Origin of the sequence: Achromobacter xylosoxidans A8 (assembly GCF_000165835.1) — a bacterium.
GTDB classification, from domain to species: domain Bacteria; phylum Pseudomonadota; class Gammaproteobacteria; order Burkholderiales; family Burkholderiaceae_B; genus Achromobacter; species Achromobacter xylosoxidans_B.
On the sequence record NC_014640.1, the window covers coordinates 5,554,411 to 5,580,092 of the forward strand.

Annotated in this window: 28 protein-coding genes; 19 read left to right on the forward strand and 9 right to left on the reverse strand. The window is 68.1% G+C overall.

The window, feature by feature from the left end; translation table 11 throughout:
• Window positions 1-140 precede the first annotated feature (140 nt).
• The 5 genes from moaC to glp are packed head-to-tail and all read left to right on the forward strand — an operon-like array spanning window position 141 to window position 3,085.
• Window positions 141-629 (forward strand): cyclic pyranopterin monophosphate synthase MoaC, encoded by a 489-nt coding sequence (gene moaC / locus AXYL_RS25645; protein WP_041654266.1) that lies wholly within the window; start codon window positions 141-143, stop codon window positions 627-629.
• A complete protein-coding gene (locus AXYL_RS25650; protein ID WP_013395785.1) occupies window positions 610-861 on the forward strand; it encodes a MoaD/ThiS family protein in 252 nt (83 codons plus the stop codon). The genes moaC and AXYL_RS25650 overlap by 20 nt, the downstream gene beginning before the upstream one ends.
• A gap of 5 nt (window positions 862-866) precedes the next feature.
• A complete protein-coding gene (locus AXYL_RS25655; RefSeq protein ID WP_013395786.1) occupies window positions 867-1,334 on the forward strand; it encodes a molybdenum cofactor biosynthesis protein MoaE in 468 nt (155 codons plus the stop codon).
• Between the two features lie 20 nt (window positions 1,335-1,354).
• The gene (gene moaB, locus AXYL_RS25660; RefSeq protein ID WP_013395787.1) at window positions 1,355-1,876 is read left to right on the forward strand and encodes a molybdenum cofactor biosynthesis protein B; all 522 of its coding nucleotides are present in this window, start codon (window positions 1,355-1,357) and stop codon (window positions 1,874-1,876) included.
• Between the two features lie 3 nt (window positions 1,877-1,879).
• On the forward strand, window positions 1,880-3,085 hold the full coding sequence (gene glp / locus AXYL_RS25665) for a gephyrin-like molybdotransferase Glp (protein WP_013395788.1): 1,206 nt from the start codon (window positions 1,880-1,882) through the stop codon (window positions 3,083-3,085).
• Here the strand turns inward: glp and mobA are convergent.
• From mobA to AXYL_RS25680, 3 genes are all read right to left on the reverse strand, one after another.
• Window positions 3,070-3,618 (reverse strand): molybdenum cofactor guanylyltransferase MobA, encoded by a 549-nt coding sequence (mobA, locus tag AXYL_RS25670; RefSeq protein WP_413772877.1) that lies wholly within the window; start codon window positions 3,616-3,618, stop codon window positions 3,070-3,072. The two genes, glp and mobA, sit on opposite strands and share 16 nt — an antisense overlap.
• 67 nt (window positions 3,619-3,685) lie before the next feature.
• Window positions 3,686-4,789 (reverse strand): GTP 3',8-cyclase MoaA, encoded by a 1,104-nt coding sequence (gene moaA / locus AXYL_RS25675; protein ID WP_041656140.1) that lies wholly within the window; start codon window positions 4,787-4,789, stop codon window positions 3,686-3,688.
• Between the two features lie 35 nt (window positions 4,790-4,824).
• Complete coding sequence (locus AXYL_RS25680) at window positions 4,825-5,904, reverse strand: substrate-binding domain-containing protein (RefSeq protein WP_013395791.1); 1,080 nt, start codon at window positions 5,902-5,904, stop codon at window positions 4,825-4,827.
• Between the two features lie 138 nt (window positions 5,905-6,042).
• Here AXYL_RS25680 and AXYL_RS25685 point away from each other — a divergent pair, with 138 nt between their 5' ends.
• The 7 genes from AXYL_RS25685 (at window position 6,043) to AXYL_RS25715 (ending at window position 15,214) form a co-directional block, all read left to right on the forward strand.
• Window positions 6,043-6,600, forward strand: a complete 558-nt coding sequence (locus tag AXYL_RS25685) for a formate dehydrogenase subunit gamma (RefSeq protein ID WP_013395792.1) — start codon at window positions 6,043-6,045, stop codon at window positions 6,598-6,600.
• Entirely contained in the window at window positions 6,597-8,168 is a 1,572-nt protein-coding gene (locus AXYL_RS25690) for a formate dehydrogenase beta subunit (protein WP_013395793.1), read from the forward strand. The genes AXYL_RS25685 and AXYL_RS25690 overlap by 4 nt, the downstream gene beginning before the upstream one ends.
• Before the next feature lie 13 nt (window positions 8,169-8,181).
• The gene (gene fdhF, locus AXYL_RS25695) at window positions 8,182-11,058 is read left to right on the forward strand and encodes a formate dehydrogenase subunit alpha (RefSeq protein WP_013395794.1); all 2,877 of its coding nucleotides are present in this window, start codon (window positions 8,182-8,184) and stop codon (window positions 11,056-11,058) included.
• Between the two features lie 28 nt (window positions 11,059-11,086).
• Window positions 11,087-11,908 (forward strand): formate dehydrogenase accessory sulfurtransferase FdhD, encoded by an 822-nt coding sequence (gene fdhD / locus AXYL_RS25700; RefSeq protein ID WP_013395795.1) that lies wholly within the window; start codon window positions 11,087-11,089, stop codon window positions 11,906-11,908.
• Window positions 11,909-11,925: 17 nt separating this feature from the next.
• A complete protein-coding gene (locus tag AXYL_RS25705; RefSeq protein ID WP_013395796.1) occupies window positions 11,926-12,183 on the forward strand; it encodes a formate dehydrogenase subunit delta in 258 nt (85 codons plus the stop codon).
• A 106-nt stretch (window positions 12,184-12,289) separates the two neighbouring features.
• The gene (locus AXYL_RS25710) at window positions 12,290-13,957 is read left to right on the forward strand and encodes an OFA family MFS transporter (protein ID WP_013395797.1); all 1,668 of its coding nucleotides are present in this window, start codon (window positions 12,290-12,292) and stop codon (window positions 13,955-13,957) included.
• Window positions 13,958-14,095: 138 nt separating this feature from the next.
• Window positions 14,096-15,214, forward strand: a complete 1,119-nt coding sequence (locus AXYL_RS25715) for a methyltransferase (protein ID WP_013395798.1) — start codon at window positions 14,096-14,098, stop codon at window positions 15,212-15,214.
• 22 nt (window positions 15,215-15,236) lie between these two features.
• Here AXYL_RS25715 and AXYL_RS25720 read toward each other — a convergent pair whose 3' ends face one another.
• Genes AXYL_RS25720 through AXYL_RS25730 form a run of 3 tightly spaced genes read right to left on the reverse strand, consistent with a single transcriptional unit; the run spans window position 15,237 to window position 17,057 of the window.
• Window positions 15,237-15,923, reverse strand: a complete 687-nt coding sequence (locus tag AXYL_RS25720; RefSeq protein ID WP_013395799.1) for a DUF1345 domain-containing protein — start codon at window positions 15,921-15,923, stop codon at window positions 15,237-15,239.
• 34 nt (window positions 15,924-15,957) lie between these two features.
• Window positions 15,958-16,482 carry a chromate transporter gene (locus AXYL_RS25725; protein ID WP_013395800.1) on the reverse strand — a complete coding sequence of 175 codons (525 nt, stop codon included), beginning with the start codon at window positions 16,480-16,482 and terminating at the stop codon, window positions 15,958-15,960.
• Window positions 16,479-17,057: a chromate transporter gene (locus AXYL_RS25730; protein ID WP_013395801.1), complete on the reverse strand. Its 579-nt coding sequence runs from the start codon at window positions 17,055-17,057 to the stop codon at window positions 16,479-16,481. Before AXYL_RS25730 ends, AXYL_RS25725 begins: the two co-directional genes overlap by 4 nt.
• 125 nt (window positions 17,058-17,182) lie before the next feature.
• Here AXYL_RS25730 and AXYL_RS25735 point away from each other — a divergent pair, with 125 nt between their 5' ends.
• From AXYL_RS25735 to AXYL_RS25750, 4 genes are all read left to right on the forward strand, one after another.
• Window positions 17,183-18,103: a LysR substrate-binding domain-containing protein gene (locus AXYL_RS25735; protein ID WP_013395802.1), complete on the forward strand. Its 921-nt coding sequence runs from the start codon at window positions 17,183-17,185 to the stop codon at window positions 18,101-18,103.
• 46 nt (window positions 18,104-18,149) lie between these two features.
• Complete coding sequence (gene murI / locus AXYL_RS25740) at window positions 18,150-18,953, forward strand: glutamate racemase (protein ID WP_013395803.1); 804 nt, start codon at window positions 18,150-18,152, stop codon at window positions 18,951-18,953.
• 148 nt (window positions 18,954-19,101) lie between these two features.
• Window positions 19,102-19,527 carry a universal stress protein gene (locus tag AXYL_RS25745; RefSeq protein ID WP_041656145.1) on the forward strand — a complete coding sequence of 142 codons (426 nt, stop codon included), beginning with the start codon at window positions 19,102-19,104 and terminating at the stop codon, window positions 19,525-19,527.
• A 16-nt stretch (window positions 19,528-19,543) separates the two neighbouring features.
• Complete coding sequence (locus AXYL_RS25750) at window positions 19,544-19,972, forward strand: universal stress protein (RefSeq protein WP_013395805.1); 429 nt, start codon at window positions 19,544-19,546, stop codon at window positions 19,970-19,972.
• Between the two features lie 15 nt (window positions 19,973-19,987).
• Here the strand turns inward: AXYL_RS25750 and AXYL_RS25755 are convergent, their stop codons facing one another.
• Genes AXYL_RS25755 through AXYL_RS25765 form a run of 3 tightly spaced genes read right to left on the reverse strand, consistent with a single transcriptional unit; the run spans window position 19,988 to window position 22,322 of the window.
• Window positions 19,988-21,364 (reverse strand): sensor histidine kinase, encoded by a 1,377-nt coding sequence (locus AXYL_RS25755; RefSeq protein ID WP_013395806.1) that lies wholly within the window; start codon window positions 21,362-21,364, stop codon window positions 19,988-19,990.
• Entirely contained in the window at window positions 21,361-22,023 is a 663-nt protein-coding gene (locus tag AXYL_RS25760) for a response regulator transcription factor (RefSeq protein WP_013395807.1), read from the reverse strand. Before AXYL_RS25760 ends, AXYL_RS25755 begins: the two co-directional genes overlap by 4 nt.
• The gene (locus AXYL_RS25765) at window positions 22,023-22,322 is read right to left on the reverse strand and encodes a PepSY domain-containing protein (protein WP_413772878.1); all 300 of its coding nucleotides are present in this window, start codon (window positions 22,320-22,322) and stop codon (window positions 22,023-22,025) included. Before AXYL_RS25765 ends, AXYL_RS25760 begins: the two co-directional genes overlap by 1 nt.
• A 220-nt stretch (window positions 22,323-22,542) precedes the next feature.
• Between AXYL_RS25765 and AXYL_RS25770 the strand changes: the two genes are divergently transcribed.
• From AXYL_RS25770 to AXYL_RS25780, 3 genes are all read left to right on the forward strand, one after another.
• Window positions 22,543-22,854 carry a PepSY domain-containing protein gene (locus AXYL_RS25770; protein WP_013395809.1) on the forward strand — a complete coding sequence of 104 codons (312 nt, stop codon included), beginning with the start codon at window positions 22,543-22,545 and terminating at the stop codon, window positions 22,852-22,854.
• Between the two features lie 74 nt (window positions 22,855-22,928).
• The gene (locus AXYL_RS25775) at window positions 22,929-24,272 is read left to right on the forward strand and encodes a ferric reductase-like transmembrane domain-containing protein (RefSeq protein ID WP_041656149.1); all 1,344 of its coding nucleotides are present in this window, start codon (window positions 22,929-22,931) and stop codon (window positions 24,270-24,272) included.
• A 63-nt stretch (window positions 24,273-24,335) separates the two neighbouring features.
• On the forward strand, window positions 24,336-25,670 hold the full coding sequence (locus AXYL_RS25780) for a PQQ-dependent sugar dehydrogenase (RefSeq protein ID WP_013395811.1): 1,335 nt from the start codon (window positions 24,336-24,338) through the stop codon (window positions 25,668-25,670).
• Window positions 25,671-25,682 lie beyond the last annotated feature (12 nt).

A 25,682-nucleotide genomic window follows, 5' to 3' on the forward strand; every position in this document is an offset into this window, starting at 1 on the left:
GCGTTTCCGTCCTTCTAATGACTACAGGCGCGATTATCGCGCCCCCTGCACTGCTCGTCTATCATAGGCGTATCGATGGGCCGATCCGGCCAGCCGGGACCGCCCTTTTCAATCATTAACAATTATCGCTCCCGATTCCCATGTCCACGCCCACCCCAACTTTGAGCCACCTGGATGAAGCCGGACAGGTCCGCATGGTCGACGTGATCGCCAAGACGGACACCGAGCGCGTGGCGATCGCCACCGCCAGCGTGCGCATGAACGCCATCGCCTACGGCCTCCTGACCCAGCCGGGCCAGGGCAAGGGCGAGGTCCTCAACACCGCCCGCGTCGCCGCCATCCTGGCCGCCAAGCGCTGCGCCGACACCATCCCGCTGTGCCACAGCCTGCCGCTGGCCTTCGTCGGCGTCGAGTTTTCGCTGGACGACGCGGAGCATCGCATCGACGTGCTGGCCACCTGCCGCACCAGCTACAAGACCGGCGTGGAAATGGAAGCCATGATGGCCTGCAGCGTTGCCGCGCTGACCATCTACGACATGTGCAAGGCTGCCGACAAAGGCATCGTCATCGAGCAAGTTCGCCTTAAGTACAAGGCAGGAGGAAAAAGCGGTGAATGGCGCAACGATTAATCTTCTTTACTTCGCGCGCGTCGCCGAACTGGTCGGCAAGCGCTCCGAAGCCTGGCCCCTGGAGGCCGAGTCCACCGGCGCGCAGCTGCTTGCCGCGCTGGGCGAACGCTACCCCCAGCTGGCGCCCTCCGCGCGCCTGAAGCTGGCCATCAACCAGACCCACGCCAAGCCGTCCGCGCCCATCCGGGCGGGCGACGAGGTCGCGGTATTCGAACCCGTCACCGGAGGTTGAACGCCATGATCAGCGTCCAGGAAGCCGATTTCGACGGCGCCGCGCTCACGGCCGCGCTGCGGGAGAGCGCCGGCCCGGGCGTGGGCGGCATCGTCACCTTCGTGGGCTATGTGCGCGACTACGCGCCCGACACGCCCACCGACACGCTCTTTCTCGAACACTACCCGGGCATGTGCGAACGCGAACTCGAAGAGATCGCCGCGACCGCCCGCGCCCGCTGGCACCTGGACGGCACGGTCATCGTGCACCGGGTCGGCGCGCTGCACCGCAACGCCCAGATCGTCTTCGTGGCGGCCGCCAGCGCCCACCGCGGCGATGCCTTCCGCGGCTGCGAGTACATCATCGACGCGCTCAAGACCCGCGCGCCCTTCTGGAAGCGCGAAACCCTCGCGGGCGGCAACAGCTTCTGGGTGGAGCAACGCCAATCCGACCAGGACCGCACGCAGTCCTGGGATGAAGACACCACCGTCTAGAAGATAGAAGAGGAGAATCCATGAGCGACGAAAGCCTTGTTTCGCTGGCCTGCGCCGTGCTGACGGTCAGCGACACCCGCAGCGCGGGCGACGACACCTCCGGCAACCTGCTGGCCCATAGCCTGGCTCATGCTGGCCATCAGTGCGTGCGCCGCGACCTGGTCAAGGACGACATCTATCAGATCCGCCGCGTCATCAGCGACTGGATCGCCGATCCCGAGGTGCAGGTGATCCTGACCACGGGCGGCACGGGCTTCTCGCATCGCGACCATACGCCCGAGGCCATCATGCCCCTGCTGGACCGCGAGATCCCCGGCTTCGGCGAACTGTTCCGCCAGATCTCCTACACCGAGATCGGCAGTTCCACCATCCAGTCGCGCGCCCTTGCAGGTTCGGCCAACCAGACGCTGATCTTCTGCCTGCCCGGGTCCAACAATGCCTGCGAAACCGCCTGGTCGCAGATCATCCGCGAACAGCTGGACAGCAGCCACCGCCCCTGCAATTTCGCCACCCAATTCAAGCAACGCGAAGAAGACAACTGACCCATGCTGGATTTTGATCAAGCCCAGACCCTGCTGGCCAATGCCGCGGGTCCGCTGCAACGCAGCGAAGAGGTGAGCCTGGCCGATACCGCCAGCCGCGTGCTGGCCGCCGACCTCAACGCCACCGTGGACATCCCGCCCGCCGACAACAGCGCCATGGACGGCTATGCCCTGCGCGTGGCGGATTGGGGCGCCGGCGTGCGCCTGCCCATCCAGCAGCGCTGTTATGCCGGCGAAATGCCCGAGCCGCTCAAACCCGGCCACGCCATCCGCCTGTTCACTGGCAGCCTGATCCCGGAAGGCGCGGATACGGTCGTCATGCAGGAAGACACTACCGAAGCCGACGGCCAGGTGGAAATCTCGCGCGCGCCCAAGCCCGGCCAGCACATCCGCCGCCGCGGCGAAGACACCATGGCCGGCGCGCCGTTGCTGGCCGCGGGCACCGTGCTGGAAGCGGCTCACGTGGCGTTGCTGGCCTCGCAAGGCCTGGCCCGCGTGCGGGTCGTCGGCCAGTTGCGCGTGGGCATCCTGACCACCGGCGACGAGCTGGTGCTGCCCGGCCAGCCACGCGCGGCCGAACAGATCTACAACTCCAACGGCCCCATGCTGGCCGCGCTGGCGCGCGGCATGGGCGCCCTGCCGGTGCACGTGCTGCACGCCCGCGACACCGAGGCCGACCTGCAGGCCGCCTTCAAGACGCTGCTGGCCGATTGCGACCTGGTGGTTAGCGTGGGCGGCGTGTCGGTGGGCGAACGCGATCTGGTCAAGCCCGCGTTGGCCTCGCTGGGCGGCGAACTCGCGCTCTGGAAGGTGCGCATGAAGCCGGGCAAGCCGGTGGCCCTGGCGCAGATCGACGGCAAGCCCGTGGTCGGACTGCCCGGCAATCCCGTGTCGGCCTACGCCGTGTTCACCCTGCTGGTGACGCCGCTGATGCGCCGCATGCAGGGCCGCGACACGCTGTTCCCGCCGACCAGCCAGCTGCCGCTGCGCACCGAGCATCCGCGCCAGGACAGCCGCGAGGAATTCCTGCGCGTGCAGCGCCGCCTGGCCGACGACGGCAGCGCCGAACTGGTGCCGTACGGCCACCAGGGTTCGGGCGTGATCAGTTCGCTGCCCTGGGCCACGGGCCTGGCCCGCCTACCGGCCGACGTGCCAGTACAGGACCAGGACAGGGTCGCCTACTACGACCTGCGTCACTGGCTGGCGTAGCGCTCGGCCCGCGCCAGTTCCTCTGGCGTGTTGACGTTCATGAAGGCCTCGGGCGCGTCGTCGAAGCAGGCTTCGACCGCGCCCGCCCTCGCCTGCCACAGCCCCACCTTGCGGTCGCCGGCTCGCAGGTACGCCAGCAGATTGGGCAATAGCGAGGTGCGCAGGGCCATGCAGGCCGAATGCCGCTGCCCGCCGGCCATCGCATATGCCATCGGCGCCTTGGCGGACTCGGCCGCGCCGACCAGGCGCACGGCCAGGTCTTGGGGCAGGAACGGCGTGTCGCAAGGCACCACCACCAGCCATGCGTCTTCCCGCGCCGCGGCCAGGCCCGCGGCGATACCCAGCAATGGTCCTTGCCAGGCGCCGAGTTCGGCTTCACCGTCCCGCAGCACCTCGCCGTACCGGGCATAAAGGTCCTCGTGGCGGTTGGCACTGATGATCAGGCGCGACACTTGCGGCGCCAGGCGGCGCGCGACGTGCGCCACCATGGGCTCGCCGCGCAGGGCCACCAGGCCCTTGTCCTGTCCGTTCATGCGCGTGCCCTGGCCGCCGGCCAGGATCAAGCCGGCGATTCCTGCGGGTGCGATCGCGGGCGAGGCTTCAGCCACCGATGTAGCTCATCTCGATCTTGCGCGCCGGATCGGCCATATTGCGGCCGCGCAGCTCGGAGTAATGGTCGTTGCGGCCCGCCCAGATGCCCGCGATGATGCCGGCAAGTTCGGCATCGCTGGCGCCGTCGCGCAGCGGGGCGCGCAGGTCGTAGCCGTCGTGCGCGAACAGGCACAGGAAGAGCTTGCCTTCCGGCGACAGGCGCGCGCGCGTACAGCCGCCGCAGAAGGCGTGGGTGACGCTGGAGATGACGCCGATCTCGCCGCCGCCGTCCAGGTACCGCCAACGTTCGGCTACGCGGCCCATTTCGCCACTGGCCACCGGCTCCAGCGGGTAGGCCGCGCCGATGCGGTCCAGCACTTCCTGGCTGGGCACCACCTCGGCCAGATTCCAGCCGTTGGTGTTGCCCACGTCCATGTATTCGATGAAACGCAAGATGTGGCCGGAATGGCGGAAGCGTTCGGCCATGGGCAGGATCTGGCCGTCGTTCAAGCCGCGCCGCACCACCATGTTGACCTTGACCGGCGCCAGCCCGGCCTCGGCCGCGGCGTCGACGCCGCGCAGCACGTCGTCGGGCGTGAAGCCGCTGTCGCTCATGCCCTGGAACATGGCCGGATCCAGCGCGTCCAGGCTGACGGTCACGCGCGTGAGTCCGGCGCTCTTGAGCGCGGCGGCCTTGCGCGCCAGCATGCTGCCGTTGGTGGTCAGGGTCAGGTCCAGCGGACGGCCCGCAGGCGTGCGCAGTTCCGCCAGTTGGCCCACCAGGTTCTCGATGTGCTTGCGCAGCAGCGGCTCGCCGCCGGTCAGGCGGATCTTTTCCACACCCAGCTGCGTGAAGATGCCGGCCAGGCGGCTGATTTCCTCGAACGACAACAACGCCGCATGCGGCATGAAGGTGTAGCTGCTGTCGAAGACTTCGCGCGGCATGCAGTAGGTGCAACGGAAGTTGCAGCGGTCCGTGACCGAGATCCGCAGATCGCGCAGGGGACGCGTGCGCGCGTCCAGCGCCGGCTGTCCGTGCGGCGGCAGTTCGCCGGGCACGGCAGGGGCCAGCGGACCGGTCCGGTGATCGGCGAGGAAAATCACTTTGCTCATGGGGACATCATATCCCGGCGCATCGCGTTCCGCGCTCATGGAAAAGCCTCCTGCAGGGACTGCAGCCGGCCCGTATCCTGGGCGTCATATCCCGCCAGCTGGCTGACGTAGCCGACGTAGTCGGGACTGCGCATGATGGACAGCAGGTCGCGCATGGCCGGCGTTTCCAGCGAGGACTTGCGGATGGCGAAGAAGTAGCGCTCACGCACCAGCGGGATGAAGTCCAGGCCGAAGCGGCAGGCCGCCGTCTCCACCCCCACGCCCGTGTCGGCCATGCCGCTGGCGATATGCGCGGCGATGGCCATGTGGGTGAATTCATTGGTTTCGTAGCCCTGGACCTCGCTGATCGAGACCCCCGCCCGCTGCAGCATCAGGCCCACCAGATAGCGGGTGCTGGAACCGATCTGGCGGTTGACGAAGCGCACGTCGGGCCGCGCCAGGTCCGCCATGCCGCGTATCTGCTTGGGATTGCCGGCGGTGACGAACAGGCCGGCATTGCGCACCGCCAGATGGATCAGCATGTATTCGTCCGCGTGCAGCCATTGCGCGTAGCGTTCCATGATGGGCGCTTCGAAATCGCCCAGCGGCACCTGGAAGCCCGCCAGGTCGCACTCGTGCCGCTCCAGCGAGGCCAGCGCCTCGATGGCGGTGCGGTAGCGCAGTTCCAGGCCCGGCTTGCGGTTGCCCATGTGCTGCATCAGCGATTCCACCGCGAAACCGTGGCTGGCGTGCAGCCGCAGGTGCGGGCCGCTTTCGGGCAGCAGGCGCTCCAGCTCTTCCTGCAGCTCCGACGCCATGCTGTCCAGCGTTGGCATCAGGCGCGCCTCGATGCGGCGGTTGGCCCACAGCAGGCGCTGCGCGAAAGGCGCCAGCTGCGTGCCCTGGCGGCGGTTGGTGATGAGCAATTGCGTGCCGAAAATGGCCTCGAAACGACGCAGCACGCCCCAGGCGTGCCGGTACGACAGGCCACAGGCGCGACAGGCGCCGGCGATGTTGCCGGTGGCGTCGATCGCCGACAGCAGCGCCAGCATGTCCTGCAGCGGTACGGGCGCCGGGTCGTCGTCTCCGCCCAGGCTCCACTGCGGCCGCAAGCCGATACGGAACTTATATGTCATTTATTTCTTATTGAAGACGGTGAATTACCCCGCTAGAGTACACAAATAATGCGGCTGGAAGGGTTTTTATATGCTTTTAAAAACATATAACCCAACAGAATCCAGCCCGACCCTACAGCAACACAGGAGGAGACCGACGTGCATCAGCGCGAGGCAACATCCGATCTGGCGTCCAGCGGCGGCGCCCGCGGCGGCCAGATGGCCCTGGACGCGGCCCAAGCGTCCCCCACCCCGGCCATCGCGGCCACCGCCCGCATACTCGCCCGGTTGAAGGACCAGCCCGGCCCGCTGCTCCCTGTGCTCCATGCGGTCCAGCATGAATTGGGCTGTATTCCGGCCCCGGCGGTGCAGACCATCGCCGAGGCCCTGAACCTGTCCCGCGCCGAGGTCCACGGCGTCATCACCTTCTATCCCCATTTCCGCAGCGAACCCGCGGCGCGCCATACCCTGGAGGTCTGCCGCGCCGAAGCCTGTCAGGCCATGGGCGGCGAACATCTTGCCGCCCATGCGCGCACGGCCTTGGGCTGTGATTTCCACGCCAACAGCAGGAACGGCGATTTCACCCTGGAGCCGGTGTACTGCCTGGGCCTGTGCGCCCAGTCGCCGGCGGTGATGATCGACGGCCGGCCTTATGCCCGCGTCACGCCGGAAAAGCTGGACCGTCTGCTGGCCCGCACGCTGGAGGACCGGTCATGAGCGCTCCTATCGTCATCTACGTGCCGCGTGACGCCGCGGCATTGGCCATGGACGCGGACACGGTCGCGCGCGACATCGAACGCGCCGCCGACGCCCGCGGCCTGTCGGTGCAGATCGTGCGCAACGGCTCGCGCGGCCTGCTGTGGCTGGAACCTCTGGTCGAAATCGCCACGCCGCAAGGCCGCATCGCCTACGGGCCGGTGCAGCCCGAGGACGTGGCCGCGCTGTTCGACGCGGACTGGCTGGCCGGCGGCGAGCACCCGCTGCGCCTGGGCCTGACCGAAGAAATCCCCTATCTGAAGCAGCAGGAACGCCTGACCTTCGCCCGCGTCGGCGTGACCGACCCGCTGTCGCTGCAGGACTATGCCGCCCATGGCGGCCTGCAGGGCCTGCAACGCGCCCTGACGATGGAGCCGGGGCAGATCGTCGATGAAATGGTGGCCTCGGGCCTGCGCGGCCGCGGCGGCGCGGCGTTTCCGACCGGCATCAAATGGAAGACGGTGGCCGGCACTCCCGGCGACCAGAAGTACATCGTCTGCAACGCGGACGAAGGCGACTCCGGCACCTTCGCCGACCGCCTGCTGATGGAAGGCGACCCCTATGTGCTGATCGAAGGCATGACCATCGCCGGCTTGGCGGTGGGCGCGACCTACGGCTACATCTACGTGCGCTCCGAATATCCGCAAGCCATCGACACCCTGGAAGCCGCCATCGCGCGGGCGCGCAGCGTGGGCTGGCTGGGCGACGACGTGCACGGCAGCGGCCGCCGCTTCGACCTGGAAGTGCGCAAGGGCGCGGGCGCCTACATCTGCGGCGAGGAAACCTCGCTGCTGGAAAGCCTCGAGGGCAAGCGCGGCGTGGTCCGCGCCAAGCCGCCGCTGCCGGCGATTTCGGGCCTGTTCGGCAAGCCCACCGTGATCAACAACGTGATTTCGCTGGCGACCGTGCCCATCATCCTGGCCAAGGGCGCGGCCTACTACCGCGACTACGGCGTGGGCCGCTCGCACGGCACGCTGCCGTTCCAGCTGGCCGGCAATCTCAAGCACGGCGGCCTGGTCGAGAAAGCCTTCGGCCTGAGCCTGCGCGACCTGTTGTACGGCTTTGGCGGCGGCAGCGCCTCCGGCCGCCCGCTGCGCGCGGTGCAGGTGGGCGGCCCGCTGGGCGCCTATCTGCCTGAATCGCAGTGGGATGTGCCGCTGGACTACGAGGCCTACATCCAGATCTCCGCCATGGTCGGCCACGGCGGGCTGGTGGCCTTCGACGACAGCGTCGACATGGCGCGCATGGCGCGCTACGCGATGGAGTTCTGTGCCATCGAGTCCTGTGGCAAATGCACGCCTTGCCGCATCGGCTCCACGCGCGGCGTGGAAACCATAGACAAGATCGTCGCGGGCGGCCCTGGCCGCGAACAGCAGGTGCATCTGCTGCGCGACCTGTGCGACACGATGCTGGGCGGATCGCTGTGCGCGCTGGGGGGCATGGCGCCCTACCCGGTGCTGTCCGCGCTGAACCACTTCCCGCAGGACTTCGGCATCGAGTCCTCCCAGTCTGCCGCCCACGCGGCCTGAACCCGAGACCGACATGCTAGAAACCGTCATCAAGCGCGATCGCGACCTGGGCACGCCGGCGCGCGAGTCCGCCGTAACCGTCACCCTGACCATAGACGGCCAGGAAATCACGGTGCCCGAGGGCACTTCGCTGATGCGCGCGGCCGCCGAGGCCGGCATCAACATCCCCAAGCTGTGCGCGACCGACAGCCTGGAACCCTTCGGCTCGTGCCGCCTGTGCCTGGTGCAGATCGAAGGCCGCCGCGGCTATCCCGCGTCGTGCACCACCCCGGCCGAGAACGGCATGGTGGTCTACACCGAAACCCCCAAGCTGCACGACCTGCGGCGCGGCGTGATGGAGCTGTACATCTCCGACCACCCGCTGGACTGCCTGACCTGCCCGGCCAACGGCGACTGTGAACTGCAGGACATGGCCGGCGTGGTGGGCCTGCGCAACGTGCGCTACGGCTACGACGGCGCCAACCACCTGAAGAGCGAAAAGGACGAGTCCAATCCGTACTTCACCTATGACGCGTCCAAGTGCATTGTCTGCAACCGCTGCGTGCGCGCCTGCGAGGAAACCCAGGGCACCTTCGCCCTGACGATCTCCGGCAAGGGCTTCGAATCGCGCGTGTCGCCGGGGCAGGACCAGCCCTTCCTGGACAGCGAATGCGTGTCCTGCGGCGCCTGCGTGCAAGCCTGTCCGACCTCCACCCTGCAGGAAAAGACCGTCATCATGATGGGCCAGGCCGAACACTCGGTCGTGACCACCTGCGCATACTGCGGCGTGGGCTGCGGCTTCAAGGCCGAAATGAAGGGCCAGGAAGTGGTGCGCATGGTGCCCTGGAAGGATGGCCAGGCCAACCGCGGCCACTCCTGCGTCAAGGGCCGCTTCGCCTGGGGCTACGCCACGCACAAGGAACGCGTGCTCAAGCCCATGATCCGCAAGCACATCACCGATTCCTGGAAGGAAGTGTCCTGGGACGAGGCGATCAACTACGCGGCCTCCGAATTCCGCCGCATCCAGGGCCAGTACGGCCGCGACGCGGTCGGCGGCATTACCTCGTCGCGCTGCACCAACGAGGAGACCTGGCTGGTGCAGAAGCTGGTGCGCGCCGCCTTCGGCACCAACAACGTCGACACCTGCGCGCGGGTGTGCCATTCGCCCACGGGCTATGGCCTGAAGCAGACGCTGGGCGAATCTGCCGGCACGCAGACCTTCGATTCCGTCATGCACACCGATGTGGTGATCGTGATGGGCGCCAACCCCAGCAGCGGCCATCCTGTGTTCGCCTCGCGCCTGAAGCGCCGCCTGCGCCAGGGCGCGCGCCTGATCGTGATCGATCCGCGCCGCATCGAACTGGTGAGTTCGCCGCACATCAAGGCCGACTTCCATCTGCAGGTGCGCCCCGGCACCAACACCGCGCTGCTGTCCTCGCTGGCGCACGTGATCGCCACCGAAAACCTGATCGCCGAAGACTTCGTGGCCGAGCGCTGCGAAGCCAAGGCCTTCAAGGAATGGCGCGATTTCGTCTCGCTGCCGGAAAACTCGCCGGAAGCCATGGAAGAAATCACCGGCGTGCCGGCGCAGGCCGTGCGCGGCGCGGCGCGCCTGTACGCCACCGGCGGCAACGGCTCCATCTACTACGGCCTGGGCGTAACCGAACACAGCCAGGGCTCCACCACCGTCATGGCCATCGCCAACCTGGCCATGGCCACCGGCAACGTCGGCCGCGAAGGCGTGGGCGTGAACCCGCTGCGCGGGCAGAACAACGTGCAGGGCTCTTGCGACATGGGCTCGTTCCCGCATGAGCTGCCGGGCTACCGCCACATTTCCGACAACACGGTGCGCGCGCAGTTCGAACAGGACTGGGGCGTGACCCTGCAGCCCGAACCCGGCCTGCGCATCCCCAACATGTTCGAGGCCGCGCTGGGCGGGACCTTCAAGGGCCTGTACTGCCAGGGCGAAGACATCGTGCAGTCGGACCCCAACACGCAGCACGTGGCAGCCTCGCTGGCTGCCATGGAATGCATCGTGGTGCAGGATCTGTTCCTCAATGAAACAGCCAAGTATGCCCACGTGTTCCTGCCCGGCTCCTCGTTCCTGGAAAAGGACGGCACCTTCACCAACGCCGAACGCCGCATCTCGCGCGTGCGCAAGGTGATGGAGCCCAAGAACGGCAAGTCCGACTGGGAAGTGACGGTGGCGCTGTCCAATGCGCTGGGCTATCCCATGGACTACAAGCATCCGCGCGAGATCATGGACGAGATCGCGCGCCTGACGCCCACGTTCTCCGGCGTCAGCTACGAAAAGCTGGACAAGCTGGGCAGCCTGCAATGGCCCTGCAACGACGAGGCGCCCGACGGCACGCCCATCATGCACATCGACGAGTTCGTGCGCGGCAAGGGCAAGTTCATGATCACCAAGTACGTGCCCACGGACGAGCGCAGCACGCGCCGCTTCCCGCTGCTGCTGACCACTGGCCGCATCCTGTCGCAATACAACGTGGGCGCGCAGACCCGGCGCACCCCCAACGTCATGTGGCATGGCGAGGACGTGCTGGAACTGCATCCGCAGGACGCCGAGGACCGCGGCGTGAAGGACGGCGACTGGGTCGGCATCCAGAGCCGCGCGGGCGAAACCGTGCTGCGGGCCACGCTGACCGACCGGGTGCAGCCAGGCGTGGTATACACCACCTTCCATTTCCCCGAGTCCGGCGCCAACGTCGTCACCACCGACAGTTCCGACTGGGCCACCAACTGCCCCGAATACAAGGTGACGGCCGTGCAGGTCACGCGGGTGTCCCAGCCTTCGGAATGGCAGCGCCAGTGGTCGCGCTTTGCGGATATCCAGCAAAAGCTGCTGCGCGAGCGTTCACGCGAAAACGAGGCGGCGCTGACCGGGAAATAACCGCCAGCCCAAACCGCCAGGACGCGCCATGCCCACGCCACCGCCTTCCCGCCCCGACTGCACGCAGGTTCAGGTCACCCGCGTGCGGGGCGGCGCCCTGGTCCCCGAGGTCGAAACCGACTCCGTGGCCGAGGAAACGCCGGTGGCGCTGGAGTTCAACGGCATCAGCCACGCCACCATGCTGGCCACGCCGTCCGATCTGGAGGACTTCGCGGTGGGCTTCGCGCTGTCCGAAGGCATCATCGACGGCGTCAGCGACGTGCGCGGCATCGACCTGCTGCCGCAATGCGACGGCATCGTGATCCAGCTGGAAATCTCCAGCGCCTGTGAAGTGCGGTTGAAGTCGCGGCGGCGCGCCATGGCCGGGCGCACCGGTTGCGGCCTGTGCGGCGTGGAAACACTGCCCGAGGTGCTGCGGCCGGTAGCGCCTGTCACCAATGGCGCGCCAGTGCGCATCCAGGCGGTGCTGGCGGCCATGCGCGACATGCGGGCCCGCCAGACCCTGCACGACCTTACCGGTGCGACCCATGCCGCCGGCTGGGCCGGCGCCGACGGCGCCGTGGCGCTGGTGCGCGAAGACGTCGGCCGGCACAACGCGCTGGACAAGCTGGTCGGCGCCCTGGCGCGCCAGGCCATGCATGCCGGCGACGGCATCATCGTGGTGTCCAGCCGCGCCAGCTTCGAAATGGTGCAGAAAACCGCCGCCGCCGGCGTCGCCGTGCTGGCGTCCGTCTCCGCGCCCACCGCGCTCGCCATCCGCCTGGCCCATGACGCCAACGTCAGCCTGCTGGGCTTTCTACGCGGCGAAGACGCCACCTTGTACACCCATCCCCTACGCATCATCTCCTGAACCGGACCTACGCAAGCATGGAAATCGGCAACCTGATCCGCATGGCCAACCGCATCGGCCAATTCTTCGAGGCCATGCCCGACCGGCAGGAAGCGCTGGAAGGCGTGGCCAACCATATCCACAAATTCTGGGAGCCGCGCATGCGCAACGAGCTCCTGAACTTTCTCGAACAAAACCCGGACGGCGATGCCGGCGGGGAACGGCTGCATCCGCTGGTGCTGGAAGCAGTCACGCAGAACCGTCAGCGCCTGACGCCGCTGGCCCGCGTGGCCTAGCGCAGCGGCGCGACGCAAGACAACAAGAGCATCACAAAAGAAGGCGGCGGGACCGGCCAGATGCCGGGCTACGCGCGCCACAGAGCGGCCCCCAAGAGGAGACAACATGCAAAGCACTGCCACGCTGGACCTGCCCGGTTCGAAGCCGGGATTTTTCGACAAGGAACGCACCATCGCCGGCCCGGGCTTCTCGCGCTGGCTGGTGCCCCCGGCCGCCCTGGCCATCCACCTGTGCATCGGCATGGCCTACGGGTTCTCGGTGTTCTGGCTGCCGCTGTCCAAGGTGGTGGGTGGCGCCAAGCCGCTGGCCTGCCCCGCGGACATGAGCCTCGTCGCCGAGTTGTTCGCCACCAACTGCGACTGGAAAATCTCGACCATGGGGTGGATGTACACCCTGTTCTTCGTGCTGCTGGGCTGCTCGGCCGCGCTGTGGGGCGGCTGGCTGGAACGCGCCGGCCCGCGCAAGGCGGGCGTGGTGTCGGCCCTGTGCTGGTGCGGCGGCCTGGTCATTTCGGCCATCGGCGTGTACTTGCACCAGATGTGGATGCTGTGGCTGGGGTCGGGCGTCATCGGCGGCATCGGCCTGGGCCTGGGCTATATCTCGCCCGTGAGCACGCTGATCAAGTGGTTCCCCGACCGCCGCGGCATGGCCACGGGCATGGCCATCATGGGCTTTGGCGGCGGCGCCATGATAGGCGCGCCGCTGGCCGACCTGCTGATGCGCCACTTCGCCACGCCCGATTCGCCGGGGGTCTGGCAGACCTTCCTGACCATGGCGGCGGTGTACTTCGTTTTCATGATGTCGGGCGCGCTGGGCTACCGCGTGCCGCCCACCGGCTGGAAGCCCGAGGGCTGGACCGCGCCGGCCAAGCATGCCGGCAACGCCATGATCACCAAGGGCCACGTGCACGTGCAGCGCGTCTGGGGCGTGCCGCAGTTCTGGCTGGTGTGGTGGGCGCTGTGCCTGAACGTCACTGCGGGCATCGGCATCCTGGGCATGGCCTCGCCGCTGCTGCAGGAAGTGTTCGGCGGCGGCCTGATCAACCAGCCTGAACTGGGCTACACGCAGCTGGACAAGAGCCAGTTGGCGGCCATCGCCGCCATCGCCGCCGGCTTCACCGGCCTGCTCAGCCTGTTCAACATCGGCGGCCGCTTCTTCTGGGCCAGCCTGTCCGACAAGCTGGGCCGCAAAACCACCTACTTCGTGTTCTTCGTGCTGGGCTTCGCGCTGTATTCGGCCATCCCCTGGACCGCGCATATCGGCGCGCTGGCCCTGTTCGTGGCCGCCTTCTGCATCATCCTGTCCATGTACGGCGGCGGCTTCTCCACCGTGCCGGCCTATCTGGCGGACCTGTTCGGCACGCAGATGGTGGGCGCCATCCACGGCCGGCTGCTGACGGCCTGGTCGGCGGCGGGCATTTTCGGGCCTGTGCTGGTGAACTACATCCGCGAATACCAGTTGTCCATCGGCGTGCCGCGCGCCCAGGTGTACGACATCACCATGTATATCCTGGCGGGCATGCTGGTGCTGGGCTTCCTGTGCAACCTGGCGATCCGGCCGGTGAACGCCAAGTACTTCATGAGCGACGAAGAACTGGCGCGCGAAAAGGCGCTGGCCCACGAACGCGCGGTCGCCACCGAAACGCATGGGGTCGGCGCATCCACGTTCCGCACGCCGGCGGCGCTGGTGGTATTCGCCTGGGCCTGCGTGGGCATTCCGCTGGCCTGGGGCATCTGGATCACCCTGCAGAAGGCGGTGGTGCTGTTCCACTAAGGCCGGCAACGGCAGGCGCGGCAGGCCACGCCTGCCGCGGCGGGGCGTGAAGCTGCTACATTGGCAGCCCGCGCCCCTTCTTTTTGCTTTCTCCATGACCACCCTGCCCCGCGCGCCCCGCCTTGCTGGAGCGACACGTTGACCGTCCCTGAAATCCGCTGGGAAGAAAACCAGACCCCCCATTCCGCCCGCTGGCGCTCCGAATCCGGCGCCGCGCCGCCCAAGCGCGTGGTGGTCGCGGACGACACCATGACGGCGGACATGGCCTACCGCCAGGCCTGCGAAGGCGTCGGCCTGCTGTGGCGCGGCGATTTCCAGAATGCGCGGCAACTGCTGCAGGCCATGACGCGGCGGGTCGACAAGCGCCCCCGCAAGCCCGTGGACACCCTGCTGGACGCCTTCAACCAGCACCGTCAGATCCAGTCGCAGCGCGCCCGCATCCTGGGCATGCTGCTGATTCCGTTCGACGCCGGCCACGGCATTCCGCTGCGCCGCGCGCCCGACGCGCAACTGGCCTGCGAGGAAGCCCATGGCCCGGCCGCCGAGCCCTATGTCGCGTCGCTGCGCGAACTGCTGGGCCTGATCGGCGCCTTCGAATGGCGCAAGAAAGGCGTGGAAATCCCCGCGCTGAACGCCCGCATCCATCCGCACTACGGCGTGTTTTCGCCGCTGCGCGGCGAGTACGTCGATCTGGTGGCGCGCACCCCGATGCCGCGCGGCAGCGTGGCCTTCGACATCGGCACCGGCACCGGCGTGCTGGCCGCCGTGATCGCACGCCGCGGCGGCAAGCGCGTCATCGCCACCGACACGGATCCCCGCGCCCTGGCCTGCGCCCGCGAAAACCTGGAGCGGCTGGGCCTGTCCAAGCAGGTCGAGGTCGAAGAAACGGACCTGTTCCCCGAGGGACGGGTATCGCTGATCGTCTGCAACCCGCCCTGGCTGCCGGCCCGCCCCAGCTCGCCCGTCGAGCATGCGGTCTACGATCCCGACAGCCGCATGCTGCGCGGCTTCCTGAATGGACTGGCGGCCCATCTGACGCCGAACGGCGAAGGCTGGCTGATCCTGTCGGATCTGGCCGAACACCTGGGCCTGCGCAGCCGCGAAGCGCTGCTGGAGATGACCAGCCAGGCCGGTCTGCAGGTCATCGAGCGCATCGACACGCGGCCCACGCATGGCCGCGCGCAAGATGCGAGCGACCCGCTGCACGCGGCGCGCTCGAAGGAAGTCACGTCCTTGTGGCGCCTGGGCGCCGCCTGAGGCATGGCCCCGCTGGGCGGTCCTAGGCCCGCCCGGCCGCCACGTTCACGCTGATGGCGATGATGAAGACGTTGAAGAAAAACGCGATGACACTATGCGTCAGCGCGGTGCGGCGCAAGCGCCGGTTCACGATCTGCACGTCCGATACCTGGAACGTCATGCCCAGCACCAGCGCGAAATAGGCGAAGTCCCAGTAGTCAGGATCTTCCGTACCCGGGAAATCCAGGCCCTTGTGCATAGCGTTGCGATGGCCGTAATAGCCATGCGCGTAGTGCAGCGCGAAGATCATGTTCATGTAGAGCCACGACAGGATGATGGTCGCGGCGGCGGCCAGCATGGCCAGTACGCTGCCCGCGCCGCTCTCGCCCCGCAACTCGACCCACAACGCCATCATCACCATGCAGGACAGCGCCACGCTGCTCCACAGCACGCCCGTGCGTCCGACATCCTGCTGCTGCGCGTGCTGGCGCATGGCCGCAGAACTGGTCCGGCCGAACACCCGCGCCGTCATCAGCAGGAACACCAGCGCCCCTGCGTCGAATCCCAGCAACAGCGCCAGGACCCACGGCACGCCCAGGGCGTAGAGCGCGCCCGCCGTGAGCAGCAGCAAGCCGGCGCACCCGACCAGACGCCGATGCGCGTGGAAGAACGGCAAGGCAGCGCCGGAAGCAGCGTCGTCCTCGGGATCGAAATCCTTGAGCGGCGGCATGCGGCGCTCCTTTAGACGTGAACAGGCCCTAACGCTAACCGATGCCGAGCAAACCGACCAGTGCGCCGCCGAACAGCAGCCATAGCGGATGGATGCGGGTGACGCTGCCCAGCAGCGCGACCACGGCGGTAATCACGCCCAGCAGCCAGGTATGCACCGAGGCTTCAGTGATGAGCGCCGCGCTGGCGGCCACCAGCCCCACGGTCATGGGGAAGATGCCGGCCTGGATCACCCCGCGCCAGGGGCGGTCCTTGAAGCGCTCCCAGAGCCCCAGGGCAATCACGGTGATGATGGACGATGGGCCGAACTTGGCGATGGTGGTGACCAGCACACCCAGGCCGCCAGCCACATGCCAGCCTACCAGCGTGACCACCATCAGGTTGGGGCCCGGAGCGGCCTGCCCCAGGGCGAACAGCGCGGAAAAGTCCGCTGCCGTCATCCAGCCGTGCACATCCACCACCTGGCGCTGCATCTCGGGCAGGATGGTGTTGCCGCCGCCGAATGCCAGCACGGACAGCTCGGAAAAGATCAGGGCCAGGGCAATCAGGGTATGGATCATCGACGTTGCCTCCAGACCATCAGGATGCTCAGCGGCGTCAGCACCGCCATGGTCGGCAGCAGCGGAATGCGCAGCACGGCGATGGCGATGAAGCAGGCCGTGGCCACCACGCCGGCCAGCCAGTCGCGGCGCTTGATCACCGGCAGCCCGATCTTCACGGCCATCGAGATCAGCAGGCCCGCGGCGGCCGCGGCCAGCCCGGCGAACAGGTGCTGGATGTGCGGATCGTTCTGGAAGCGGTCGTACACCATGCCCAGCAGCACCACGATGGCGGACGGCGCCAGGATCAGGCCCATCAGCGCCGCGAAGGCCCCGCGCGGGCCGCGGAACTTCATGCCCAGCGCCACCGACAGGTTGATGATGTTGCCGCCGGGCAGGAACTGGCACAGGCCCAGCAGATCGGTGAACTCGGCGCCGCTGAGCCAGCGGTGCTTTTCGACGACCATGCGGCGCGCCAGCGGCAGGGCACCGCCAAAGGCCGTCAGGCCAAGCATGAGGAATCCGTAGAACAATTGCCCGCAAGTGGGCGCGGGCCGGAGATCGGCCTCGGGGATGGAAGGTGCTGCGTTCATCATTTTTTTATGCCGGCGCCGGACAAGGGGCGCGGGGTGGAACAGGGGAAGACGACGAGATTGCAGCCTACTCTTCGCCCAGGATAATGTCTAATATATGACTATCTATATATTCATATCGGCTGAATATGGCATCCGTAGACTTGAGGCTGTTGCGCTACTTCCTGGCCGTGGCCGAGGAATCCCACCTGACCAAGGCCGCGGCGCGGCTGGGCATACGCCAGCCGCCGCTCAGCCAGCAGATCCGCGTGCTGGAGCAGGAGCTGGGCGTGACGCTGTTCCACCGCCTGCCGCGCGGCATGGAGCTGACCGAAAGCGGCCGCGCGCTGCTGGACGACGCGCGCAACATCGTGGCCCTGGTGGACCAGGCCGTCGAAGGCGTGCGGCGAGTATCGCTGGGCGAGGCCGGACGCCTGACCGTGGGCTTCACCGGATCGGCCGCCTTCCACCCCTTCGTGCCGTCCGTCATCCGGCGTTTCCGCGAGGCCGCGCCCAATGTGCGGCTGGTGCTGGAGGAAAGCAGCACCGGGGAGCTGATGGAGGCCGTGGGCGCGGGCCGCGTGGACGTGGCGTTCATCCGCGGCCCCTATGGGCTGGGTCCCGGCGTGGTAGTGGAGACGGTGCTGGAGGAACCGATGCTGGCCGCGTTTCCCGCCGACCATCCGGCCGTCAAGGGCCGGTCGCGCAAGCGCATCGCGCTATCCGAACTGGCCGACGAATCCTTGATCCTCTATCGCCGCCATAGCGGGCCAGGACTGTATGACGCCATCATCGCCGCCTGCGGTGCCGCCGGCTTCAGCCCCCGTGTGGCCCAGGAAGCGCCGCGCATGCTGTCCACCCTGAGCCTGGTGGCGGCAGGCCTGGGCGTGTCGCTGGTGCCGGCGTCGCTGCGCCGCGTGAACATCGAAGGCGTGGTCTACGTCAACCTGACCCAGCCCGCGGAGCTGCGCGCGCCGCTCAACCTCATCTGGCGCGACGAATCCCTGTCGGGCGCGACCCGCAAGCTGATCGACGAGGCCCGCCGGCAGCGGGAGGAATCGCTGGCCTGAGCACGCGGCGCTACACTGCCCCGCACCCGCACTCTGCATTGCAGCCATGTTTTCAGAATCCCCCATAGGCATCTACGATTCCGGCGTCGGCGGACTGAGCGTGCTGCGCGCCATCCGCGACGCGCTGCCCCACGAATACCTGCTGTACGTGGCCGACTCGGCCCATGTGCCCTACGGCGAAAAGACCCAGGACTACGTCGAGCAGCGCGCCAGCACCATCGCCGATTACTTCGTGTCGCGCCAGGCCAAGGCCATGGTGGTGGCTTGCAACACCGCGACCGCGGCGGCCATCGCCCAACTGCGCCAGCGCCATCCGCAACTGATCATCATCGGTGTGGAACCCGCCATCAAGCCCGCCGCGCACCTGACCAGTAGCGGCGTGGTGGGCGTGTTCGCCACCACCGGCACTCTGGCCAGCCCCAAATTCGCGGCGCTGGTCCAGCGCCAGGCCCCCGAAGTCCGCATCCTGTTCAGGCCCTGCCCCGAATGGGTGCGGCTGGTTGAACAAGGCGTGCTCAGCGGCCCCGAGGCCGAGGCCGCGGTGCGCGCTCCCGTGGCGGAGCTGCGCGAAGCCGGCGCCGATGTGCTGGTGCTGGGCTGCACCCACTTTCCTTTCCTGCGCGACGCGATCCAGGCGGCTGCCGGCCCCGGCGTGCCGCTGCTGGAAACCGGTGCGCCCGTGGCGCGCTGGCTGCGTCACCAGCTCCAGGAACGCGGCCTGCTGCGCGCCGACGGCCCGGGCGACCTGCGTCTGGAGACCAGCGGCTCGGCCGAGGCGCTGAGCGCGCTGGCCCCACGCCTGCTCGGACAAGCGCCCGCCGCACATACTTTGGAGCCGCGCTGGCGTTGATGACGCGTCGACCGCGCGCCCAGCGGACCCCGATTGCGCGCTGATTGCGCCCGGTTTGATCCCGCGCATGTCGCGCTAGTCCGATTCGGCGAATAATTCGGATACAGTGGACTACAACGCCGCCCGCGGCGCGCACAAGGAGACGCCCATGAAACGCATCCTGATCCCCGTGGACGGTTCGCAGCCCGCCGTCCATGCGGTCCAAGCCCTGCTCGACGCCCGCGGCTACGACCCCGTCGAACGCGTGGAACTGCTCACGGTCCAGATCCCCCTGAAGTCGGGCAAGATCGGCCGCGGCCTGTCGCAGGCCGAGATCGACGCCTACCACGAGGAAGAAGGCCGCCACGCGCTGCAGGCCGCCAGCGACCTGCTGACCCAGGCCGGCGTGCCCTTCCAGGCCCGCGTCGAAGTGGGCGCGGCGGCCGAGACCATCGTGCGCGTGGCCGACGAATCCGGCGCCGACGAAATCTACATGGGCTCGCGCGGGCTGGGCTCGGTGTCGTCCTGGTTCCTGGGTTCGGTCGCAACACGCGTCCTGCATCTGACGGAGTTGCCCGTCACTCTGGTCAAGTAACCGTCAAGGAGCATCCATGCTGAACATCCTGGTCCCTGTAGACGGCTCCGACAACGCCAACCGCGCCGTCCTGTATGCCCGCCAGCTGGCCCAAGGCGCCGGCGCCGCGCGCATCCATCTGCTCAACGTCCAGACGCCCGTGCAAGGCCGGGCCGGCCTGTCGCGCCTGATCACGCAGGACATGATCGACGAGTTCTACCTGCGCGAAGGCCAGGAGGCCACGGACGAGGCACGCAAGCTTCTGGACGTGACCGGCGCCGACTACACCAGCCACGTCGCATTCGGCCATGCGGCGACGGAAATCGCCGGCTACGCGCAAGACCACAACTGCGCACGCATCGTGATGGGCACGCGCGGCAACGGCACACTCGCGAACATCCTGATCGGCTCGGTCGCCAACCAGGTGCTGCAACTGGCCGAAGCGCCAGTCACGCTGGTCAAGTAAATCCGTGCGCCGGCCTCAGGCGGCCGGCAGCCACAGCGACACCCTCAAGCCCCCCAACGGCGAGCGCTCGGCCCGCACCTGGCCGCCATACGTGGTGGCCAGGTCGCGCACGATGTCCAATCCCAGGCCCGAACCCGGGCGCTGTTCATCCATGCGCACGCCGCGCAGGAAAATGCGTTCGCGCTCCTCGTCGGCAATGCCGGGGCCATCGTCGTCGATCTGGATGAGCAACTGGCCAGGGTCCGCCGCAAGCGCGGTGACCTGTACCTGGCGTTCGGCCCATTTGCAGGCGTTGTCCAGCAGGTTGCCGACCATCTCCTGCAAGTCCTGCTCTTCTCCGCGGAACACCAGGCCATCGGCAAACTCGGGCATTTCCAGCTGCAATCCGCGCTGCGCATACAGGCGCTGCATGACCCGCAACAGGCCCTCGATGGGCTTGCGCAAGGGCGTGCGGCTGTCGGCCGCGTCGGACGCCGCGGCGGCGCGGGCGCGCGCCAGGTGATAGTCGATCTGGCGGCGCGCCATGCCGACCTGCTCCTGCACCAGCGCCGCCAGCGGCCCTTCCTCGCGCGCCGCGGCATTGCCCAAGATCGTCAGCGGGGTCTTCACCGCATGCGCCAGATTGCCGGCCTGCGTGCGCGCGCGCTGCACCATGTCGGCGTTGACGGCCAGGACGCGGTTGAAATCATCGACCAGGGGCTGGATTTCGCTGGGAAAACTGCCCTCGATGCGCACGCTGGCCCCGCCATGCTGCCGGGCCAGCTGCCGCCTGAGCCTTGCCAGCGGCCGCAGGCCCACCATCACCTGGACCACGGCCGCCACGGTCAATCCAGCCGCCAGCGCGCCCAGCGAAATCAGCAGCATGTGGTTGAAGCGCCCTATCGGTTCAGCCAGCACCTGGCTGTCGGCCGCCACGATCAGGCGCAAGGGCGCGGCCTCGGTCTCGGCCGGTTCCAGCATGCGCGTCAACGCGGTGAGGCGGTGCTTTTCCGGCCCCGCGATGTCATAGACGCCATCCGCGTTGTCGGCGGCGGGCAGCGCCAGTACCTGGTCCCAAAGGGAACGCGAGCGCGCCGCGCCCACGGCCACCGGGCGGCCCTGCTCGTCGAGCCGGTCGATCTGCCAGTACAGGCCGGACAGTGGCTGCTCCAGCCTAGGATCGCTCAGCGGCGGCGATACCACCAGGCGGCCATCGGGAGCCACATTCACGGCGGCGGTCAGCTGGTTCAGGTGCAGGGTCAGTTCAGCGCGCAATTGCTCGGTGATGTGCTGGCGGAACAAGCTGCCCAGCCCCCAGCCGGCCAACACCACCGTGACCACGATCCAGGCCAGCGTGCCGGCCAGCAGGCGCCAGCGCAGCGAGCCGGGTGCGCGCGCGCCCTGCGGCATCATGCGGCGCAGGCCAGGCGATAACCCAGGCCGCGCACGGTTTCGATGGTGTCGGGCGGCAGCTTCTTGCGCAGCCGCCCGATGAACACGTCGATGGTGTTGGAATCGCGGTCGTGGTCCTGGGCGTAGACGTGCTCGGTCAGCTCGCTGCGCGAAATGACTTCGCCCGCGCGCTGCATCAGCACGGCCAGCACCTTGAATTCGTGGCTGGTCAGGGACAACGCCTGGCCGTCCACCGTGACCTTGGCCAGGCGCGTGTCCAGCATCAGCGGTCCGCAGCGCCATTGCGCGCTGGCGTGGCTGCTGGAGCGGCGCAGCAGCGCCCGCACCCGCGCCAGCAGCTCTTCCATGTGGAAAGGCTTGGTCAGATAATCGTCGGCGCCGGCATCGATGCCGGCGACCTTCTCGTGCCAGTTGTCGCGCGCCGTCAGGATCAGCACCGGCATGCCCTGGCCGCCGGCGCGCCATTGCTTGAGCACGGTCAGGCCGTCCATGACCGGCAGGCCCAGGTCCAGCACCACCACGTCGTAGGTCTCGACCGCGCCCATGTATTGGGCCGTCCCGCCATCGGCCGCCGTATCGACGGTATAGCCGGCCTGGCGCAAGGCGTCGGCCAATTGCGTGGCCAGGGTAGGTTCGTCTTCGACCACGAGTATGCGCATCAGTGCTTGTCCCGGAATTGGATGTCGCGCCCCTTCACGCCCAGCACCTTGCCGTCGCGCGCGTCGATCTTCAGCTTGACCAGCCGGCCGCCGCTTTGCAGCAGCCGGATCTCGTAGATGAACTCGCCATCGTCTTCCTCGAATTCGACCTTGACCACCTGCCCGGGATAGTCGCGCTCGACGATGTCCAGCACCGAGCGCAGGGGCAGGACCTTGCCGGCCTGCAGGGCCTGGCGCGCCTGCTCATGGTCGCTTTCGTCGGCCACGCCCGTGCCGGGGCCGACGGCCAGCGCCAACATCAGCGCGCCGCAGGACAGCCAGATTCGGGTACGCATTCCTCGGGTCATGGTCTCTTTCGCAATTCAGGGTCCGTCATAAGAGGCGATTCTCCGCCCAGTTATAGCGCCCGAAAAATGAACGGCACGTGAACGGCGGCTTCAGAATTGGTTCATCCGCACAACCGAATAATGCGGTCATGGTCGCCATTCCGGCAACCCGCAACAACCAAGGAGCCATTCCATGACCGCAATCCGCAACACCCTGGCCGCCCTGGCGCTTGGCGCCGCAACCCTCACCGGCGCGGCCGCCGTTCACGCCCAGACGCCGGCGCAAACGCCTGTCCAGCCCGCCGCCACGGCCCCTGCCAACGCGACGCTGACCGTGCGCCAGGTCTACGACACGCTGACCGCCGCAGGCTACCGCAACATCACCGAGATCGAGCTCGAACACGGCCGCTACGACGTCAAGGCCGACAACCCGCAAGGCCAACGCGTGAAGCTGCGGGTCGACGCTCAAAGCGGCGCCGTCCTGCGCAGCAAGATCAAGGACTGAAGCACCCGCGCGATCGCGCCTTGCCACGCTCCGCCCGCATCCGGCGGGCCGAGCGCCCCAACATGGATGTCATCATGAAACCGATAGGAACCGGCGCCGCCCTCGGCGGCTTCCTGCTTGCCCTTACCCTGGCCTGGGGCCTGGACGCGCTGATCCTGCAGCCGCCCGCCGCAGGCGCCTGGTACTGGATCGCGCGGCAGCAAGGCCTGTACCTCACGGGCGTCTGGTCCATCGGGCTGATGGCCTTGATCATGCTGCTGGCCTTGCGGCCGGTATGGCTGGAACGGCCGCTGGGCGGCATGGACAAGATCTACCGGCTGCACAAATGGGCCGGCATGCTCGCGGTGGGCGCCGGCGCCGCGCACTGGCTGCTGAAGCTGGCCAGCGGCCCGCTGAAGGGCCTGGCGGACGCGGGCAACCGTCCCGCCCGCGACGTCGTGCTGGCGCTGTTCGAAGGCTCGCGCGGCGTGGCCAAGGACCTGGGCGAATGGTCGATCTACCTGCTGCTTGCCATGCTGGCAATCACCCTGTGGCGGCGCTTTCCCTATCGGGCCTGGCGCCTCCTGCATCGCGTCATGCCGCTGCTATTCCTGGCGCTGGTGTTCCATACGGTGGCGCTGGCGCCGGCGTACTACTGGAGCGGTCCCGTGGGCCTGCTGCTGATTCCGCTGCTGGCCGCGGGCGCCTATGCCGCGCTGGTGGCGCTGCTGGGACGCGTTGGCCACGGCCGCCGCGCGCGCGGAAAGATCGTATCGCTGACCCACCAGCCGGACGGCATCATGGAGGTCAGCTGCGATCTCGACGCCAATTGGCGGCATCACCATGCGGGGCAATTCGCCTTCGTCACCTTCGACCGCAAGGAAGGCGCCCACCCGTACACCATCGCCAGCGCCCCCGTGCCTGGCGAGCGCCGCGTGACGTTCCAGATCAAGGCCCTGGGCGACTACACCCGCACGCTGGCGCGCACGCTGCGGATCGGCCAGGACGTCGCCGTGGAAGGACCCTATGGCCGCTTTCAGCTGGAACCCGACGCGGCTGGCGCCACGCAGGTCTGGGTGGCGGGGGGCATAGGCGTCACTCCCTTCCTCGCATGGCTGGAAGCGTTGCAGGCCGGCCAGGCGCAGCCGCCGCGCGTGTGGTTGCATTACTGCGTGCGCGACGCCGCGACCGATCCCTTCGTGCCGCTGCTGCGGGAGCGCTGCGCCGCGCTGGACTGCGTGACGCTGACGATACACAGCGCGCGTGACGGCAACACGCTGACGGCCGGCGCGCTGGCGCAGGGCGAGGTGGCCGCGGGCCGCGTCGCCGACGTCTGGTTCTGCGGACCCACCGGCCTGGCGGATGCGCTCAGGCGCGGGCTGCGCAAACTGGGCGGCGCGCACGTGCACTGGCACCAGGAAGCGTTCGAGATGCGCTGATCATCCCCGGGCCGGCGCGGGCCCAAGCGTATGATGGACCTCACCGCCCCCGGAGCATGCATCATGCCCACACCACGCCTTCTGCTGGCCGCCGCGATGGCCGTCGCCACCCTCAATGCCTGCGGCGAAATGGCCACGCTGCCGGTCGAGGCCGGCATGGGCCCTTCGCCCCAGCTGCCCGCCCCCAATCCCACCGCCATACCCACCGTGAAGACCGCCAAGGCCGTGGGCTGGCCCGCAGGCGCGCATCCCGTGGCCGCCGATGGCATGGCGGTGACCGAGTTCGCCAGCGGCCTGGACCATCCGCGCTGGCTGTACGTGCTGCCCAACGGCGACGTGCTGGTGGCAGAGACCAATGCACCGCCCAAGCCCGAATCGGCCTCGGGCGGATTCAAGGGCTGGGTCGCCGGCCTGGTCATGAAACGCGCCGGCGCCAGGACCGACAGCGCCAACCGCATCACCCTGCTGCGCGACACCAACCACGACGGCGTCGCCGACGCCCGTAGCGTGCTGCTGGAGGGCCTGAATTCGCCATTCGGCATGGCCTTGATCGGCAATCAGCTCTACGTGGCCAATGCCGACGCCGTGGTCCGCTTTCCGTATGAAGCCGGGCAGCAACGGATCAGCGCCGCTGGCGTGAAGGTCACCGACCTGCCGGCCGGCATCAACCACCACTGGACCAAGAACCTGCTGGCCAGCCCGGACGGCAGCAAGCTCTATGTGTCGGTAGGCTCCAACAGCAACGTCGGCGAAAACGGCATGGACATCGAAGAGGGACGCGCCGCCATCTGGGAGATCGACGTGGCCAGCGGCAACAAGCGCCTGTATGCCACCGGCCTGCGCAACCCGGTGGGCATGGCCTGGGCGCCCGACGGCAAGACGTTGTGGACCTCGGTCAACGAACGCGACGAGCTTGGCAGCGACCTGGTGCCCGACTACATGACCTCGGTGCGCGACGGCGGCTTCTACGGCTGGCCCTACAGCTACTTCGGCCAGCACGTCGACACCCGGGTGCAGCCGCCGCGCCCGGACCTGGTTGCGCGCGCCATCGTGCCCGATTACGCGCTGGGTCCGCACACGGCCTCGCTGGGGTTGGCCTGGTCGGGTGGCTCCAAGCTGCCCGCGCCCTACACCGACGGCATGTTCGTGGGCCAGCACGGTTCCTGGAACCGCGATCCGCGCAGCGGCTATAAGGTCATCTTCGTGCCCTTCCGCGACGGCAAGCCCGATGGCGCCGCGCGCGACGTGCTGACGGGCTTCTTGAACCAAAGCGGCGAAGCCCAGGGGCGGCCGGTAGGGGTAGCCATAGACCGCCAGGGCGGACTGCTGGTGGCGGACGACGTCGGCAATGTGGTGTGGCGGGTCGGTCCCGCTTCTACAATGGCCGCTCCCCAATAATTCAAGACCAGG